This is a genomic window from Streptomyces sp. NPDC005485 (assembly GCF_040606085.1).
Lineage (GTDB): Bacteria > Actinomycetota > Actinomycetes > Streptomycetales > Streptomycetaceae > Streptomyces.
This window is the reverse complement of sequence record NZ_JBEXDZ010000017.1, coordinates 66,665-81,386: the sequence shown is the minus strand read 5'-3', so window position 1 is coordinate 81,386 and position 14,722 is coordinate 66,665. Positions and strand designations below refer to the sequence as shown.

15 protein-coding genes are annotated in these 14,722 nt (G+C 70.9%); 12 read left to right on the top strand and 3 right to left on the bottom strand.

Annotated features, from left to right (window positions below; all coding sequences use genetic code 11):
- Window positions 1-337, top strand: a 337-nt coding sequence (locus ABZS97_RS09005) for a hypothetical protein (RefSeq protein ID WP_356135263.1), incomplete at its 5' end; no start/stop codon positions are given.
- 234 nt (window positions 338-571) lie between these two features.
- Window positions 572-3,136: a SpoIIE family protein phosphatase gene (locus ABZS97_RS09000; RefSeq protein WP_356135261.1), complete on the top strand. Its 2,565-nt coding sequence runs from the start codon at window positions 572-574 to the stop codon at window positions 3,134-3,136.
- Window positions 3,137-3,195: 59 nt separating this feature from the next.
- Here the strand turns inward: ABZS97_RS09000 and ABZS97_RS08995 are convergent, their stop codons facing one another.
- Together ABZS97_RS08995 and ABZS97_RS08990 are read right to left on the bottom strand one after the other, a co-directional pair.
- Window positions 3,196-4,182 (bottom strand): aldo/keto reductase, encoded by a 987-nt coding sequence (locus tag ABZS97_RS08995; protein WP_356135259.1) that lies wholly within the window; start codon window positions 4,180-4,182, stop codon window positions 3,196-3,198.
- 106 nt (window positions 4,183-4,288) lie between these two features.
- Window positions 4,289-4,951, bottom strand: coding sequence for an NUDIX domain-containing protein (locus tag ABZS97_RS08990; protein WP_356135257.1), 663 nt, complete (start codon window positions 4,949-4,951; stop codon window positions 4,289-4,291).
- 164 nt (window positions 4,952-5,115) lie between these two features.
- On the opposite strand from ABZS97_RS08990, the gene ABZS97_RS08985 reads away from it, so the two are divergent.
- Window positions 5,116-5,466: a hypothetical protein gene (locus ABZS97_RS08985; protein WP_356135255.1), complete on the top strand. Its 351-nt coding sequence runs from the start codon at window positions 5,116-5,118 to the stop codon at window positions 5,464-5,466.
- A 102-nt stretch (window positions 5,467-5,568) separates the two neighbouring features.
- Here the strand turns inward: ABZS97_RS08985 and ABZS97_RS08980 are convergent, their stop codons facing one another.
- A complete protein-coding gene (locus ABZS97_RS08980; RefSeq protein WP_356135253.1) occupies window positions 5,569-6,507 on the bottom strand; it encodes a sigma-70 family RNA polymerase sigma factor in 939 nt (312 codons plus the stop codon).
- On the opposite strand from ABZS97_RS08980, the gene ABZS97_RS08975 reads away from it, so the two are divergent.
- The 9 genes from ABZS97_RS08975 (at window position 6,433) to ABZS97_RS08935 (ending at window position 14,709) form a co-directional block, all read left to right on the top strand.
- On the top strand, window positions 6,433-8,004 hold the full coding sequence (locus ABZS97_RS08975) for an MFS transporter (RefSeq protein ID WP_356135251.1): 1,572 nt from the start codon (window positions 6,433-6,435) through the stop codon (window positions 8,002-8,004). The two genes, ABZS97_RS08980 and ABZS97_RS08975, sit on opposite strands and share 75 nt — an antisense overlap.
- Before the next feature lie 285 nt (window positions 8,005-8,289).
- Window positions 8,290-8,454 carry a hypothetical protein gene (locus ABZS97_RS08970; RefSeq protein WP_356135249.1) on the top strand — a complete coding sequence of 55 codons (165 nt, stop codon included), beginning with the start codon at window positions 8,290-8,292 and terminating at the stop codon, window positions 8,452-8,454.
- A gap of 3 nt (window positions 8,455-8,457) precedes the next feature.
- Window positions 8,458-8,730: a DUF4190 domain-containing protein gene (locus ABZS97_RS08965; RefSeq protein ID WP_356135247.1), complete on the top strand. Its 273-nt coding sequence runs from the start codon at window positions 8,458-8,460 to the stop codon at window positions 8,728-8,730.
- 501 nt (window positions 8,731-9,231) lie between these two features.
- Window positions 9,232-9,918, top strand: coding sequence for a nucleotidyltransferase family protein (locus tag ABZS97_RS08960; protein ID WP_356135245.1), 687 nt, complete (start codon window positions 9,232-9,234; stop codon window positions 9,916-9,918).
- Entirely contained in the window at window positions 9,915-10,220 is a 306-nt protein-coding gene (locus ABZS97_RS08955; protein ID WP_356135243.1) for a hypothetical protein, read from the top strand. The genes ABZS97_RS08960 and ABZS97_RS08955 overlap by 4 nt, the downstream gene beginning before the upstream one ends.
- Window positions 10,217-10,972, top strand: a complete 756-nt coding sequence (locus ABZS97_RS08950) for a metallophosphoesterase (RefSeq protein WP_356135241.1) — start codon at window positions 10,217-10,219, stop codon at window positions 10,970-10,972. Before ABZS97_RS08955 ends, ABZS97_RS08950 begins: the two co-directional genes overlap by 4 nt.
- Before the next feature lie 78 nt (window positions 10,973-11,050).
- Window positions 11,051-11,614 carry a hemerythrin domain-containing protein gene (locus tag ABZS97_RS08945; protein ID WP_356135239.1) on the top strand — a complete coding sequence of 188 codons (564 nt, stop codon included), beginning with the start codon at window positions 11,051-11,053 and terminating at the stop codon, window positions 11,612-11,614.
- Window positions 11,615-11,755: 141 nt separating this feature from the next.
- Complete coding sequence (locus ABZS97_RS08940; protein ID WP_356135237.1) at window positions 11,756-14,230, top strand: nitrate reductase; 2,475 nt, start codon at window positions 11,756-11,758, stop codon at window positions 14,228-14,230.
- Window positions 14,227-14,709, top strand: coding sequence for a hypothetical protein (locus ABZS97_RS08935; RefSeq protein ID WP_356135235.1), 483 nt, complete (start codon window positions 14,227-14,229; stop codon window positions 14,707-14,709). The genes ABZS97_RS08940 and ABZS97_RS08935 overlap by 4 nt, the downstream gene beginning before the upstream one ends.
- Window positions 14,710-14,722: the final 13 nt, after the last annotated feature.

The following is a 14,722-nucleotide window of genomic DNA, read 5'->3' as shown; positions in this document are numbered from 1 at the left end:
GCGGATCGGCGCGGCCGGGTTCCGGCCGCGCGTGTGCAGCTCGCCGCTGAGCGCCAATCCCTGGTCCGATCGGGCGAAACGCGCGTGGCTGACCCGGCACTTCGGCGCCCGGGTGGCCCACGAGGCCGTCGTCGTCGACGACAAGAGCGGTCACGACGGCATCGCACTGATCGATGACAGGCCGCACATCAAAAACAGCGCCCGCGCCACCTGGCAGCATGTCGTGTTCGACGCGTCCTACAACCGGCGCTCGCCCGCGCCCCGGCTGCTCGGGTGGCGGGATCCCCGACTTCCGACCCTCCTGACGGAGGCCAGGGACCGGTATCTTTCGCGCTGAGTGCGGAGCCGGCCGGATCGAGCCCGGGCCGGCCACCGCGCCAGGAGAACCGTGCGGGGGTGTCACGATCATGCACCTGGTGGGTGAGGCGGGCAGGTACGGGGCCGCGGTCCCGGTACCCGTTCCGAACCCCTTCGCGGTCCCGGCCCCGAGATGTCGAGGTGCGGGGCGGGGCCTGTGGGGCGCATTCTTGCTGTGGTACCCCCCTGACGGCGGGCGGACGAGGGCAGACCGATGACTGGGAGCACCGAGCGTGCGGGGCAGGCGCCGGAAGGCCTGGCCACGCTGCTCACCGACGCCTCGACGGACGCCATTCGCGCGGCGCGCGGCTTCGCCGGCGGCGTGTACCTGCGCTCGAGCAACCCCAGCCTGCTGAAGCTGGCGGTGCTGGCCGGGCTGCCCGGGCCGCTGTTCCGCCCCTGGTGGCGCATGCACCGGGACCGGCCGTTCCCCGTCGCCGACGCCCATCGGCTGGGCACGGAGGTCCTGCTCGCCGACGCCACCGAAACCATGCGCCGCTACCCGCAGCTCGCGGCCGGACTGCCCTTCCAGTTCGGTTCGGTGTACGTCCCTGTCGTGGGGGCGTCGAGGTCGTACGGCGTCCTGACGGTGCTGTGCCCGCCGGTCGCGGACGCCACCGAGGTCCTGCCCGACCGTGATCGGATGACGGCGGTCGCGGCCGGCCTGGGCGCGGCCCTGGACAAGCTTGAGGACAACGGCCCTCCGGTCGTGTGGGACGCGGAACCGCTGTGCGTACGGCCACCGGCAGTCGGCTCGCCTCCTGAGCGCATCGGACGGTTCGCCTGGGATCCGGTCGCCGCCACCGTGACCGCCGACGAGGCACTCTGGGCCCTGCTGGGCATCGCTCCCGAGGACTTCGACGGGACGCCCGAGGCACTCGCCGGCGCGGTGTGCCCCGACGACGCCGCTGCGCTGCTGGCCGCGTTGCACGACGCGGCCGCCGGGCACCCGCCGCCCCACCCGCTGCCGGTGCGCGTCTCCGACGGGGGCCTGCGGCTCTTGGAGCTGTGGACCGCCGACGCGTCGCCCGACGCACCACCCGTCGCACCGCCGTCCGCGAGGCGCCGGGTGAGCGGTGTCGTCGTCGATCCGGGCCCCGGCCCGGCGGCGGACCGGGCGGCGGATCTGCTGCCGGAGGGAGTGTTCGCATTCGACCGGCGCGGGCTCGTCACCTACGTGAACCCGCGCGCCGCCGAGCTTCTCGGCCGCCCCGCGGCCGACCTGCTGGGCCGGCCCCTGCTGGGGGCGCTGCCGTGGTTGGACCGGCCCACGTACGAGGACCATCTGCGCGGCGCGATGTTCTCTCCCGAGCCGGTGCACTTCCAGGTCAGACGCCCGGACCAGGACGGCGACCCGCACTCGGCGGGGCACGGTGGCGACCTGCTCACCCTGTCCGTCTATCCCGGCCCGGAGACCCTGACCTGCAAGGTGGTCCCGATGGGCCGGGTCGCGGACACCACGGAGGCCTCGCCGCTGGACGCGCGAACGCCCTGGCCCGGCCCGGCCGGCGAGGAGGATCCGGCGGCCGGTGTCACCGCGTCCGCCTCGCTGTACCGGCCGATCGTCCTCGCGATCGCGCTCAGCGAGGCCATGACGGCCCGGCAGGTGTCGGAAGTCGTGATGCGGGAGCTGCTGCCCGCGTTCGGCGGACGCCGGCTGGCCATCTACCTGCTCCAGGACCGGCACCTGTACCTGGCGTGGGAGACCGGATTCCCGCAGGGCTTCCTCGCGCCGTTCGACGGAGTGGGGCTGGACGTCGGGCTGCCCGGTGCCGAGACGCTCACCAGCGGCCGCCCCCTCTTCTTCGAGTCCATGAACCAGCTCGCGGCCGCCTATCCCGGCATCCCGCTGGACGCCACCGAGGGAGCACGGGCCTTCCTGCCGTTGATCGCCTCCGGCCGTCCGGTCGGCTCCTGCATCCTCGGCTTCGACCGCGCCCGCGACTTCAGCACCGAGGAGCGCACGGTGCTCACCGCCCTGGCCGGACTGATCGCCCAGGCCCTGGAGAGAGCCCGGCGCTACGACACCGAAGCCGCACTCGCCCGCGGCCTCCAGGAGGCCCTGCTCCCCCACCGGCTGTCGGCGCACCCGCGGGTCGAGACGGCCGGCCGTTACCTGCCCGGCACGCTGGGCCTCGACGTGGGAGGCGACTGGTACGACGTCGTCGAGGCCGGCAAGGGACTGGCCCTGGTCATCGGCGACGTACAGGGGCACGGTGTCCAGGCGGCGGCGACCATGGGGCAACTGCGCAGTGCGGTAAGGGCGTTCGCGCTCGGCGACCACACGCCGGACGAGGTGATGAGCGGCACCAACCGGCTGCTCATCGATCTCGATCCGGGCCAGTTCGCCAGTTGCTGCTACGTCCGCCTGGACCCGCTCACCGGGATCGCCCACGTCGCCCGGGCCGGTCATCCGCAGCCGCTGCTGCGCCGTCCCGACGGCCGTACGGAAGTCCTCGACCTCCCCGGCGGGGTGGTGCTCGGTGTGGATCCGCAGGCCAGGTACCCGGTGACGGAGCTGCGACTGGAACCCGAGGCGGTCCTGGCCCTCTACACGGACGGGCTCGTCGAGCAGCCGGGCAGCGACATCGACGACGGTATCGAGGCCCTGCGCGCCACCCTGGCCCGTGCAGGTACCCCCGACACGCGGGCGGGCAGTCGCTCGCTGAGCACCGCCGCCAATCTGCTCACCCAAGAAGCCCGTCAGGCCACCGAACGCCCCGACGACATCGCGCTCCTGCTGACCACCCTCCGCATCGAATCCCGTGCTCAGCGCTGAGCACGGGTCACGCCGCGTGTCAGCGGCCGCTTCCGAGCCTCAGTGCAGCGGAGCGTGGCTCAGTGAGCCGCATCCAGGCGCGCCCGCTGCTCCGGAGTCAGTTCCAGCTCGACCGCCGCCAGGTTCTCCTCCAGCTGGGCCACCGAGGACGCGCCGGCCAGCGGGATCACCGGCAGCTCGCCGCCGATCTGCCAGGCGAGGACGACCTGGTTGACGCTCGCGCCCGTCTCCTTGGCCACCTCCCGCAGCACGGCGAGCCGGGCCGGGGTGCCCGGGTGGTCGTAGTCGGGCGGGAGCGGCTTGTCCCGGCGGGCGTAGGCGCCGCCGAGCAACGGTGAGTAGGCGACCAGGGTCAGAGCGGGCTCGGCACGCAGGTAACTGAGCAGCTCCCCCGTCGCTCCGCCGAGGCTGCCCTCCGGGAAGAGAGCGTCGGGAATGTCGGTGCGAGGCCGCAGGTGGCTGTGCTGGTACTGCAGGACCTCGTAGCCGGGCAGGCCGGCCGCGGCTGCCTGCGCGCGGGCCCGCTCCACCCGCCACACGGCGTGGTTGCTCGCTCCGAGCAGCCCTACGGTGCCCTCCGCGACCAACTCGGCGAACCCCTCGACCGTTTCCCGCAGCGGTACCGTCCGGTCCTCGATGTGCGCGTACAGCAGATCCAGCCGTTCCACGCCGAGCCGCTCCCGGCTGCGTTCGGCCGCCTCGCGGATCACCTTCGCCGACAGGCCCTCCGGGTTGTCGGTGTAGCTGGTGCCGGGGGCGAGCGGGCGGGCGCCGAGCTTGGTGGCGATGACCACCTCGTTGCCGATACCGCGACTGCGCCGCCACCTCCCGAGCAGTTCCTCGCTCTGCCCGCCCTGGCCGCCGTCCTCCCAGAACGCGTAGTTGTCGGAGGTGTCGATGAAGTTCCCACCTGCCTCGACATAGCGGTCCAGTACGGCGAAGGAGGTCTCCTCGTCCGTCCGCGAGCCGAACAGCATGGCCCCCAGGGCGAGCACGCTCACCTCGCGGCGGGTCTTCGGATCACTGCCGATGGTGCGGTACTTCATGGTGTCCCCTCCGGTTCGGGCCCGTCCTCTGCGAGCCCGGAACGGAGTCTGCGGCTTGGAGTGCACTGCAAGTCAAGCCCCGACGGAGGGCGGACGCCGATGGTCCCTACTTGGCGAACGGCCCCTCCAGGGCCGCCCATTGCAGCAGCATGATGGTCTTCGCGTCGGCGATCTCCCCGGTGCGGATCATCTCCAGGGCCCGGCGGAAGGGCAGTTCGACGAGTTCGATGTCCTCGCCCTCCTCGTCCAGTCCCCCGCCCTCGTGCGTGCGGGTCGAGGGGCCGTACGAAGCGGCGTAGAAGCTCACCCGCTCGGTGACCGATCCGGGGCTCATATAGACGTCGAAGACGTGCTGGATCGCGCCGATGGTGTGCCCGGTCTCCTCGACGACCTCGCGTCGTACCGCGACCTCCGGGTGCTCGTCCTCTTCGTCGAGGAGACCGCCCGGCGTCTCGATCAGCATGCCGTCCGGGTGTCCGTTGACATACACGGGATAGCGGAACTGCCGGGTGAGCAGGACGGTTTCGTGCTCGGCGTCGTACAGCAGGAGCGTGGCGCCGTTCCCGCGGTCGTGCGTCTCGCGCTCCTGGGTGCTCCAGGTGCCGTCGGCGTGCTGGAAGTCGAAGGTGGTGGTGCGTTCGACGTACCAGTAGCAGGACAGCAGCTTCACGTCCCGCACCTTCACCCGGGGGTTCGCGGTGAGGTCCCGGCCGGTCCGGTCGAGTCCGGTGCGGCCACGGCTGTCCGGAGTGTCGATGCCGGCGGTCATCGCGGGCCCGCCCGGTGGGAGGAGGAACAGGAACTGCGGAAGTTGGTCATGATCGCTTCTACCATCCCGGCCGCTCCGGTGTCAGACCCTGCCTCTTCGGCGCCGAACCGAAGAATGACGACACCGCCGCCCACAAGGGGTTGCGGCACATCTAGGCTCTCGGCATGGAACAGACGGAGATCATCCTGCGCGCCATCGCCGTTCTCACCGAGACCAATGCGATGGCGCGCCGGATCGCCCTGGACGAGAGTGCCGACGTCGACCCGGGCGAGAACCAGCTCGGCGCGCTCGTCACGGAGGTCTTCCCACGGGTCGAAGTGCCTGCCGACGCCGGCCCAGCGGAAGCTGGACAGGCGGTCGCGGACGCCTACTTGCCCGCGACCATCTCACTCGTGGGCGCTTTCGCCTTCCTCTTCTCCGAACTCTCCGAGGTACACGACTCGGGTCGCACGGACATCACCACAGCCGATCTTCTGCAGCAGCTCGCTCTGCGCATGTCGGGCGCGGCGGAGTGACGTCGACGCCACGGGGCGGGGTGCCCCTGATGCGTGGCCCCCGCGGAGGGTAGGCGTGGGACTCGTTCGGCTCCCGCCTCTGTCGGCTCTCCCCGTGAGCGTTCACATCCGGGAAGGCAGGCCGAAACTCCGCACCAGGGCCGCGTCGTGGAAGGCGGTGACCGCGGCGACGGCCGGGCCGCGCAAGGTGATGACCTGAACGGCGAAGGCCTCACCGTCCACGTACATCGCGAAGCCGGGCTGTCCGTTGGCGCGTAGGGGAACCAGCCGGGTCCGCTTGCTGCCGAGTCGGGCCGCGAGCAGCCGGATGACGTTGTCGCGTCCTGCGAACCACGACGGATTGGGCGGCATCTGCCACACCGCGTCCTCGGTCAGCAGTCGGGTCAGCGTGGCGATGTCGGCCCGCTCGAAGGCGTCCGCATAACGATCGAGCAGGTCGCGCTGCTCCTGCTCGCTGGGCTCGGCTATCTCGTCGACGGCCGGTTCCAGGCGATCCAGCCGGGCCCGGGCGCGCTGCAGCGTGCTGTGCACCGCGGCCGGTGTGACACCGAGGACGTCGGCGGCCTCCTCCGCCGACCAGGCCAGCACATCCCGCAGAACGAGCACGGTTCGCTGCTGCGGGGGCAGGTGCTGCAAGGCGGCGATGAGAGCCAGCCGCAGACCGGCGCGCCCGGCCACGATGGCCGCCGGGTCGGCCAGCTCGTCGGGGAGCGGCTCCAGCCAGGGGATCTCCGGGTCTCTCGGCGCGAGCGCGACCGGATCGGTCGACGGGGCGCCCAGTCCGGCGGGCAGCACACGGCGGCTGCCGTGCCGCAGCGCGTTCAGGCAGGCGTTGGTGGCGATCCGGTAAAGCCAGGTGCGCAGCGAGGCACGGCCCTCGAAGTCCTGGTACGACCGCCAGGCCCGCAGATAGGTCTCCTGCACCAGATCCTCGGCGTCCTGCACCGAACCCAGCATCCGATAGCAGTGGGTCAGCAGTTCACGCCGGAACGGCCCGGTCAGGCGGGCGAACTCGTCCTGCTGCTGTTCGATCACGGTCACCCGATGTTCCTCCCTTTCTCGTACAGACCCGCCAGGCCACCGGAAATCATCGGCACCGGCCCGACGAATCGAGCGGGGCCGCCGGTCGGTACTCACATGGACAGAAAATGGGTTCTGGGGCTCGCTTCGGCGGCCTCGGTGATGGTGGCGCTCGACGCCACCGTGGTGACGACGGCTCTGAGCCGGATCCGGCTGGATCTCGATACGTCGATCGAACAGCTCGAGTGGACGGTGAACGCCTACAGCCTGAGCTTCGCCGTTCTGCTGATGACCGGGGCCGTGCTGGGTGACCGGTTCGGGCGTCGGCTGGTCTTCACGACCGGGCTGGCGCTGTTCACGGCGGCCTCGGCGGCCTGCGCACTCGCGCCGGGCGTGGGCTGGCTGATCGCGGCGCGGGCGGTGCAGGGTGCCGGGGCCGCGCTGGTGATGCCGCCGGCCATGGCGCTGCTCAGTGCCGCCTATCCGCCGCCGGACCGACCGAGGGCGCTGGGGCTCTTCGCCGGGCTGACCGGGCTCGCGGTGGTCGCCGGACCGGTGGTGGGCGGCGCCGTCACTCAGGGGCTCGCCTGGCAGTGGATCTTCTGGCTCAACCTGCCGATCGGCCTGGCCGTGATCCCGCTGGTGCTGCGCCGGGTTCCGGAGAGCCGAGGCGGCGTGGGCGGCGTGGACAGCGGCGGATTGGTGCTGGTGACCGGTGCGGCGTTCGGACTGGTGTGGGGGCTGGTCCGCTCGCACGCTGCCGGTTGGGGCAGCATCGAGGTGGTCGCCGCACTCCTCGCGGGTGCGGTCTGTACCGTCGCTTTCGTGGCCTGGCAGCGGGTCGCCGAGCGGCCGATGGTGCCGCTGGGGCTGTTCCGGCTTTCCGGCTTCGCGGCAGGCAACGTCGCCGGCGTGTTCCTCTACGCCTCGCTGTACGGGTCCCTGTTCTTCGCCGCGCAGTACTTTCAGACGGGACGCGGTGACGGGCCGCTGGCCGCCGGGCTGCATCTGCTCGCCTGGACCGCCTCGGTGACGGTCGTGGCGCCGTTGGCGGGGAGGCTGGTGAACCGGGTCGGCGCGCGGCCGCTTGCCGCGCTCGGGCTGGGTCTGCAGGCGGCGGGGATGGGGTGGCTGGCGCTCATCGCCGCACCGTCGGCACCGTATGGGGAGATGATCGCTCCGATGCTCATCGCGGGCACCGGCGTGAGCATGGCGATGCCTGCCGTCCAGACCGCCGTGCTCAACGCCGTGGCACCCGAGCAGATCGGCAAGGCCTCCGGAGTGTTCAACACCGGCCGCCAGCTGGGCGGCGTGTTCGGGGTCGCGGTGCTGGCCCTGGTGTTCAGCAAGGCCGGAAGCTACTCGGGACCGGCCGCCTTCACCGACGGGTTCAGCGCGGCCGTCGGGGTCAGCGGCGCGCTGTCGCTCGCGGGGGCGGCAGCAGCGCTGGCCATCCCTGGCCGCCGGACCACCTCGGCGCCCGCGCCCGCAGCGCCGGCACTCGCAGCGAAACGCTGATCCGCCGCGGAAACGGCGTGCATGGCACGGGGTGCGACCGTGTGCTGCACGCCGTACGGCACCCCCGAGGGGAAGCCGCACCGCTCGCGAGCGCGAGCCCGGTCCCGGTCCCGTCGTTCGCTCTCTCATCGTCGGCACGCAGTGGAGACAGTTTGCGTCAACACGCGTCGCACAGGCGTGAGGTGGTCACGCCTGGAGACCCGTAGCGGCATGCACACGCAAAGGCGAACCCGACCGAGGCGAACTTCACCGATGTCCGTACGCCCGGGCGAAAGGAGGTAGGCGGTGCTCTTCCTTGTCGTGGCCCTGGTTCTGCTGGCCATTGTCCTGGGGTCGGCCGCGTACCTCCCCGGGCCGGTCTCCGTGGTCCTCGCCGTGCTCATCGGCTGCTGGCTCATCACCTTCGCCGTGCGCGAGCGACGGCGACGGGGCGGGACGGGGAGGGCTTAGACGATGCGTATGACAGCGCCCCCGGCGCGCGCCACGGGCAGGCAGGACACCGAAGGCATGGCCGTGGCCTCCTTTGTGCTCGGCCTTGTCGGTCTCCTCGTCCTCAACCTCGTGCTCGGCCCCATCGCCATCGTGCTGGCCGTCCTCGCCCTACGACGGGACACACCACGCCGCTTCAGGGCGCTGCTCGGGCTGGGTCTTGGCATCGCGGACCTGATCGTTCTCTTCGTGCTGATGGCGGCCAACGGCACGACCTCCTGGACGATCTTCAGTTGAGCAGTCCTTCGGCGATGCGCGTTTTCGGCGCCTACCGAGCGTGTCCGGGCGGGCAGCATGATTCATCCGGGCCGCAGTGGAGACCCGTACTGCCATCAGCGCACCGACCATGGAAGGGGGCCGATGAGTACACCACCGAACGACCCCACGCCACCCAAGCCCACGCCGGCGCCGGGCCCGACGGACCCGCAGCCCGGCCCGCTGCCGGGACCGGTACCCGCCCCGGGGCCCGATCCCGTTCCGCCAGGGCGGCCCGCACCGCCCGAGCCGGATCCCGTGCCTCCGACGCCCCGGCCCGATCCGTATCCCAAGCCCGGACCGGCCCCCGGGCCTCTGCCCCCTCCGGAACCGGCCACGTGAGACGGACGCGACCGCCCAGGGACCGGTCACCCAGGGGCAGCGGTGAGAGGGCTGGGGCCGATATCCCCTGGAGCAGGCTCAGTCGCAGACAGTCGGCATGCGCCCGTCGCGCACCAGCCGCCGTCCCGAAACGGAGCAGCAGTGACGCAGAACGCGGATGACGCCGCTCGCGAGGAGCGGGGCGCGGTTCCTGGCCTGCGTCTGGCGGGCGGACCGGACGTGGACCGCCCCAGCAGCGACCTGAACGCGGAAGCGCTGCCCCCCGACCGAAATCAGGCGATCCTGGAGGCGACCAAACAGGTCGCGTCGGTTCTCAAGAAGCACGGTCACGAGTTCGCCCTGGCCGGGAGCGTGGCCGTCTACGCGCACGGTGGAACGGGCAACTTCCAGCACGACGCCGACTTCTGTGTCAGGCCCGAGGACGCCGACGCGGTCGCCGCCACGCTGGAGGAAGCCGGTCTGACGGTGTACGCGCCGCCCGAGGACTGGCTCATGAAGGCCAAGTGCTTCGGCCAGGACATCGACCTCCTCTTCGAGCTGGCCCATCAGACCGTCACCACGGAGCTCCTCGCGAGAGCGACCCAACTGTCGGTGGACTCGGTGCACATGCCGGTGCTCGCACCGACCGACCTGGTGCGCAGTCTGCTCGCCGCCTTCGCGGAGCACCACTGTGACTTCGGCGCCGTTCTGCCGATCGCCCGGCAACTGCGCGAGAAGGTCGACTGGGAACAGATCCGCCTCGACTTCGGGGACGAGCCGATGCCGGCTGCCTTCCTCTACCTGCTGGAGCGCCTGGAAGTCATCACACCGCAGGGAGGACACCGATGAACGACCGTGCCGGAGGCCGGCCGGAGTCCGCCACGACCGCGGCGGGCACGGGAACGGCCCAGAACATCGAATACCGCATCGCCCATCTGCAAGAGCGGCTTGCCGCGGAGGAAGCCGGTGAACTGGGCCTGCGGGTCGAGGCCCGCGGCTCGGCCGTGTCTGTCGTCGGCACCGTTCCGACCGCGCACTGCCGCGACGAGCTGATGCGCACGGTGAACGAGGAACTGGCCGGGCAGTCCGTCCACTTCGACATCGTCGTGGCGGAGGCCGCGGCTCCCGACCATCCGGAGGAGCTGGCATGATCCGCGTCGCGGCCGTCGGAGACATTCACATGGGTCTGGACAGCCAGGGCCTGCTCAGGCCGGCTTTCGACACCCTGTCCGACTGCGCCGATCTCCTGCTGCTCGCCGGCGACCTCACCCGTCACGGCACACCGGAGGAGGCACGCGTCGTGGCTCAGGAGCTGGCCGGGCTGCCGGTGCCGGTCGTCGCCGTCCTCGGCAACCACGACCACCACGAGGAGAAGCCCGAGGAGGTCACCGCCGTCCTCGACGAGGCAGGCGTACGCGTCCTCGAAGGGCAGGGCACGATCGTCGAGGTGGACGGCGAACGGGTCGGCGTCGCCGGCACCAAGGGCTTCGGCGGCGGATTCGTGGGACGCAGCGGCAGCGAGTTCGGCGAACCCCTGATGAAGGAGTTCATCCGGTACACACGCCGCTGTGCCGACGGACTGCGCACGTCCCTCGACGAGCTGGCCGCGCAGGGCTGCGGCACGCGGATCGCCCTCACACACTTCTCCCCCGTACCGGACACGCTGGCCGGCGAGCCCCTGGAGATCTATCCGTTCCTCGGCAGCTACCTGCTGGCGGAGGCGGTCGACACCGCGGGTGCGGACCTGGCTGTCCACGGACACGCGCACTCGGGTACGGAGCACGGCATGACCAGCGGGGGTGTACCGGTCCGCAACGTCGCGCAGCCTGTCATCCGCCGGGCGTTCAACGTGTACCACCTGCACAGTCATGAGATGGCGGCAGCAGTTCGCGATCCGCGTTAACCCGCCGGTGAGGAGGGCACCCGGAAGCCGCGACGGACCCGCCAAGGAAATCGACCAACTGGCCTGGAGGTGCTGAACATGGGGCATGGAGGAAACGTCATCAACGAGTTGATGACCGATCATCGAGAGGTCGAGGAGCTCTTCGGCAAGATCGAAGCGCTGCCGCCCGGCGAGAAGAAGCGCAAGCTCTACGCGGACCAGGCAACGATGGAGCTCGTTCGCCACTCGGTGGCCGAGGAGGCGTACCTGTACCCGGCTGTGCGGCAGTACCTGGCCAACGGGGACATGATCGCGGACAAGGAGATCGACGATCATTCCAGGGCCGAGCAGATCATGAAGGACCTGGAGGGCTGCGAGGCGGACGACCCCGAGTTCGACCGGCTCATCGGTGTGCTGATGCCCGAGATCCGCTCGCACGTCGCCGACGAGGAGGAGAACCTCTTCCCCATGCTGCGTGACGCCGCTCCCCCGGGAACGCTCGACGACCTGGGTGACAAGGTCCGGCAGGCGAAGAAGACGGCACCGACCCGCCCCCACCCGTCCGCCCCGGACAAGCCTCCGGCCAACAAACTGCTGGCTCCGGGAGCCGGACTCGTCGACCGGCTCCGCGATGCCCTCAGCGGACGCGGCAAGGAGGACTGACACGCCGCACGAAGGCCACGGTGGCCGGGCCCTTGCGCCCAGCCACCGTCCGTGTCCGCGGCAGCGGGAGAGCGGTCGCGACCCAGCAGGGTCATGGGGAAGCCCGGTACTCGTACGGCGTGGCGCGCGAGGAGCACTGAGATGGGACGGATGGACCGGATCGCGGACCCCTGGGGCAGCCGCACGCCGTACGGGCCGGGTGAAGCATGGCCCACCCGGGTGGATTCCTACCTCGCGGACGGTCTCACCGCCGAGCAGGTGGACCGATGGGTGCCCACGGCATCGATCCTGCACTCCAACGGTGACGCGATGGACATCGCAGTGAAGGACGGCCGTATCGTCGGGGTGCGCGGCCGGGCCGACGACCGGGTCAACCACGGCCGCCTGGATCCGAAGGACCTCTTCGGCTGGCAGGCCAACGGCTCACCCGACCGCCTCACCCGACCGTTGGTCCGGATCGACGGCGAGCTCACGGAGACGGACTGGGACACGGCCATGCGCCGCATCGTCTCCCGCACCCGGGAGCTGCTGGACGAGCAAGGGCCCTCGGCGCTCGGTTTCTACACCACCGGCCAGCTGTTCCTGGAGGAGTACTACACGCTCGCCGTGATCGCCCGCGGCGGGCTCGGCACTCCTCATCTGGACGGCAACACGAGGCTGTGCACGGCCACGGCGGCCGCCGCCCTCAAGGAGTCCTTCGCGTGCGACGGGCAACCCGGCTCGTACACCGACATCGACCATGCCGACGTCATCGCCCTGTTCGGACACAACATGGCCGAGACGCAGCCGGTGCTGTGGAGCCGTGTCCTGGACCGGCTGGCCGGGCCGACCCCGCCCGCTGTCGTCTGTGTGGACCCCCGTCCCAGCCCGGTCGCGCGCAAGGCCACCGTCCACCTGGCTCCGAGGCCGGGCACCAACCTGGCCCTGATGAACGGCCTGCTGCACGAGGTCGTCGCAGGCGGCCACATCGACCGCGAGTACATCGACGCCCACACGGTCGGCTACGACGAGCTCGAACAACGCGTGAAGGAGTACCCGCCGGAGCGGGTGTCCGAGATCTGTGACGTACCGGCCGAAGAGATCCGGCGGGCGGCCCGCATCCTGGGCGGGGCCGAGCGACTGCTCTCCACCGTCCTGCAGGGCTTCTACCAGTCCCATCAGGCCACCGCCGCGGCCGTGCAGGTCAACAACCTGCATCTGATCCGCGGCATGCTCGGCGAGCCCGGCCGCGGAGTGCTCCAGATGAACGGTCAGCCGAGCGCCCAGAACACCCGCGAATGCGGCGCGGACGGAGACCTCCCGGGATTCCGCAACTGGGCCGACGACTCCCAGGTAGCCGACCTGGCCGAGCTGTGGAACGTCGAACCCCTGCAGATCCCCCACTACGGCCCGCCCACCCATGCCATGCAGATGATGCGCTATGTGGAGAACGGGTCGATCCGCATGCTCTGGGTCACCGGCACCAACCCGGCCGTCTCCTTGCCGGAGCTGTCCCGCGTGCGCTCACTCCTCTCGCAGGACAGGCTCTTCCTCGTCGTGCAGGACCTGTTCCTCACCGAGACCGCCCACTTGGCGGATGTGGTCCTGCCCGCCGCCACCTGGGGCGAGAAAACCGGCTCCTTCACCAACGCCGATCGCACCGTCCACCTGTCGGAGAAGGCCGTCGACCCGCCGGGCGAGGCCAGGCCGGACCTCGACATCTTCCTCGACTACGCCACGCGGATGCAGCTCTCGGACAGGAGCGACAAGCCGCTGGTGAAGTGGCACGACCCTGAGTCGGCCTTCGAGGCGTGGAAGGAATGCAGCCGTGGCCGCCCCTGCGACTACACCGGCATCACCTACGCCGGGCTGCGCGAGCGCGGCGGCATCCAGTGGCCGTGCGACGAGGAGCATCCCGACGGCACGGAACGGCTCTACGGCGGCGGACACTTCTGGAGCGACCCGGACCACTGCGAGAGCTACGGCCGCGACCTGGTGACCGGCGCACCTCTGGAACCGGACGAGTACCGGGCACTCAATCCCGACGGGAAGGCCGTCATCCGGGCCGCGGCCTATCTTCCCGCGCACGAGCAGACCAGTGACGACTATCCGCTGCTGCTCATCACCGGCCGCACGCTGTACCACTTCCACACCCGGACCAAGACGGCCCGTGCACCGCAACTGCAGTCCGCCGCACCGCGGATGTGGGTGGAGCTGTCCGCTGCGGACGCGGAAGCCGAGGGAGTCACCGAGGGCGATCTGGTGGAGGTCACCACGCCCCGGGGGTCGGTACGCGCCGCGGCACGGCTCACCGACATCCGGGACGGGGTGGTGTTCCTGCCGTTCCACTACGGCTACTGGGACACGGACGCCGGACACGAACCCGGCGGTGCCCCCCGCGCCGCCAACGAGCTGACGCTCACCGACTGGGACCCGGCGTCCAAACAACCGCTCTTCAAGACGGCCGCCGCGGGCGTCCGCCTGGTGGCCCGGCAGGACGCCCCCGCCCCGGCCCCGACCACGACCGCGTCGGCGCCCCGCTCCGCCGGAGTGCCGCCGACGGTGGGCGGAACACCGGCCGAGGTCCACGAAGAGGACCGCTCGCGCCCGTACTCGAGTTCGGGAGACAGGTCATGAAGATCGACTCGGTTCTTCGGGAGCTGCACCGAAGCGAGAATGAGCTGGCCCGACATCTGCTGGACGTCTCCGAGCGCAACAAGGCAGACCACGAGACCCACCATCTCGCACGCGACCTGGCCACCTGGTCCCAGCGCCACGTGCGCGCGCTGGCCGAGGCAGGTGAGCGCTTCGGAGTGAAGCTGGACCCCAAGCCCGCCGAGGAGTCCTCTCTCACCCAACGCGTGCGGGAGAAGGCCGGCGAGCGGATCGGCCGCCACGGCACGGGCGACCTGCTGATGCTGCGCGATCTGCGGAAGATCTACACGGACGCGTCAGGGGTGTCCATCGACTGGGAGATGCTCGCCCAGGCGGCACAGGCCCTCAAGGACGCCGAGCTCCTCAAGCTGGTCCAGGACTGCCACCCGGACACCCTGCGGCAGATGCGGTGGGCCAACGCCAAGCTCAAAGAGGCCAGTCCCCAGGTGCTGGTCAGCTGAGTGTCGCGAGCGG

Bases quoted from the DNA above. Each gene is read 5' to 3' on its own strand.
- ABZS97_RS09000 (WP_356135261.1), top strand. From the start codon at position 572: ATGACTGGGAGCACCGAGCGTGCGGGGCAGGCGCCGGAAGGCCTGGCC.
- ABZS97_RS08995 (WP_356135259.1), bottom strand. From the start codon at position 4,182: ATGAAGTACCGCACCATCGGCAGTGATCCGAAGACCCGCCGCGAGGTG.
- ABZS97_RS08990 (WP_356135257.1), bottom strand. From the start codon at position 4,951: ATGACCGCCGGCATCGACACTCCGGACAGCCGTGGCCGCACCGGACTC.
- ABZS97_RS08985 (WP_356135255.1), top strand. From the start codon at position 5,116: ATGGAACAGACGGAGATCATCCTGCGCGCCATCGCCGTTCTCACCGAG.
- ABZS97_RS08965 (WP_356135247.1), top strand. From the start codon at position 8,458: ATGCGTATGACAGCGCCCCCGGCGCGCGCCACGGGCAGGCAGGACACC.
- ABZS97_RS08955 (WP_356135243.1), top strand. From the start codon at position 9,915: ATGAACGACCGTGCCGGAGGCCGGCCGGAGTCCGCCACGACCGCGGCG.
- ABZS97_RS08950 (WP_356135241.1), top strand. From the start codon at position 10,217: ATGATCCGCGTCGCGGCCGTCGGAGACATTCACATGGGTCTGGACAGC.
- ABZS97_RS08945 (WP_356135239.1), top strand. From the start codon at position 11,051: ATGGGGCATGGAGGAAACGTCATCAACGAGTTGATGACCGATCATCGA.
- ABZS97_RS08940 (WP_356135237.1), top strand. From the start codon at position 11,756: ATGGGACGGATGGACCGGATCGCGGACCCCTGGGGCAGCCGCACGCCG.
- ABZS97_RS08935 (WP_356135235.1), top strand. From the start codon at position 14,227: ATGAAGATCGACTCGGTTCTTCGGGAGCTGCACCGAAGCGAGAATGAG.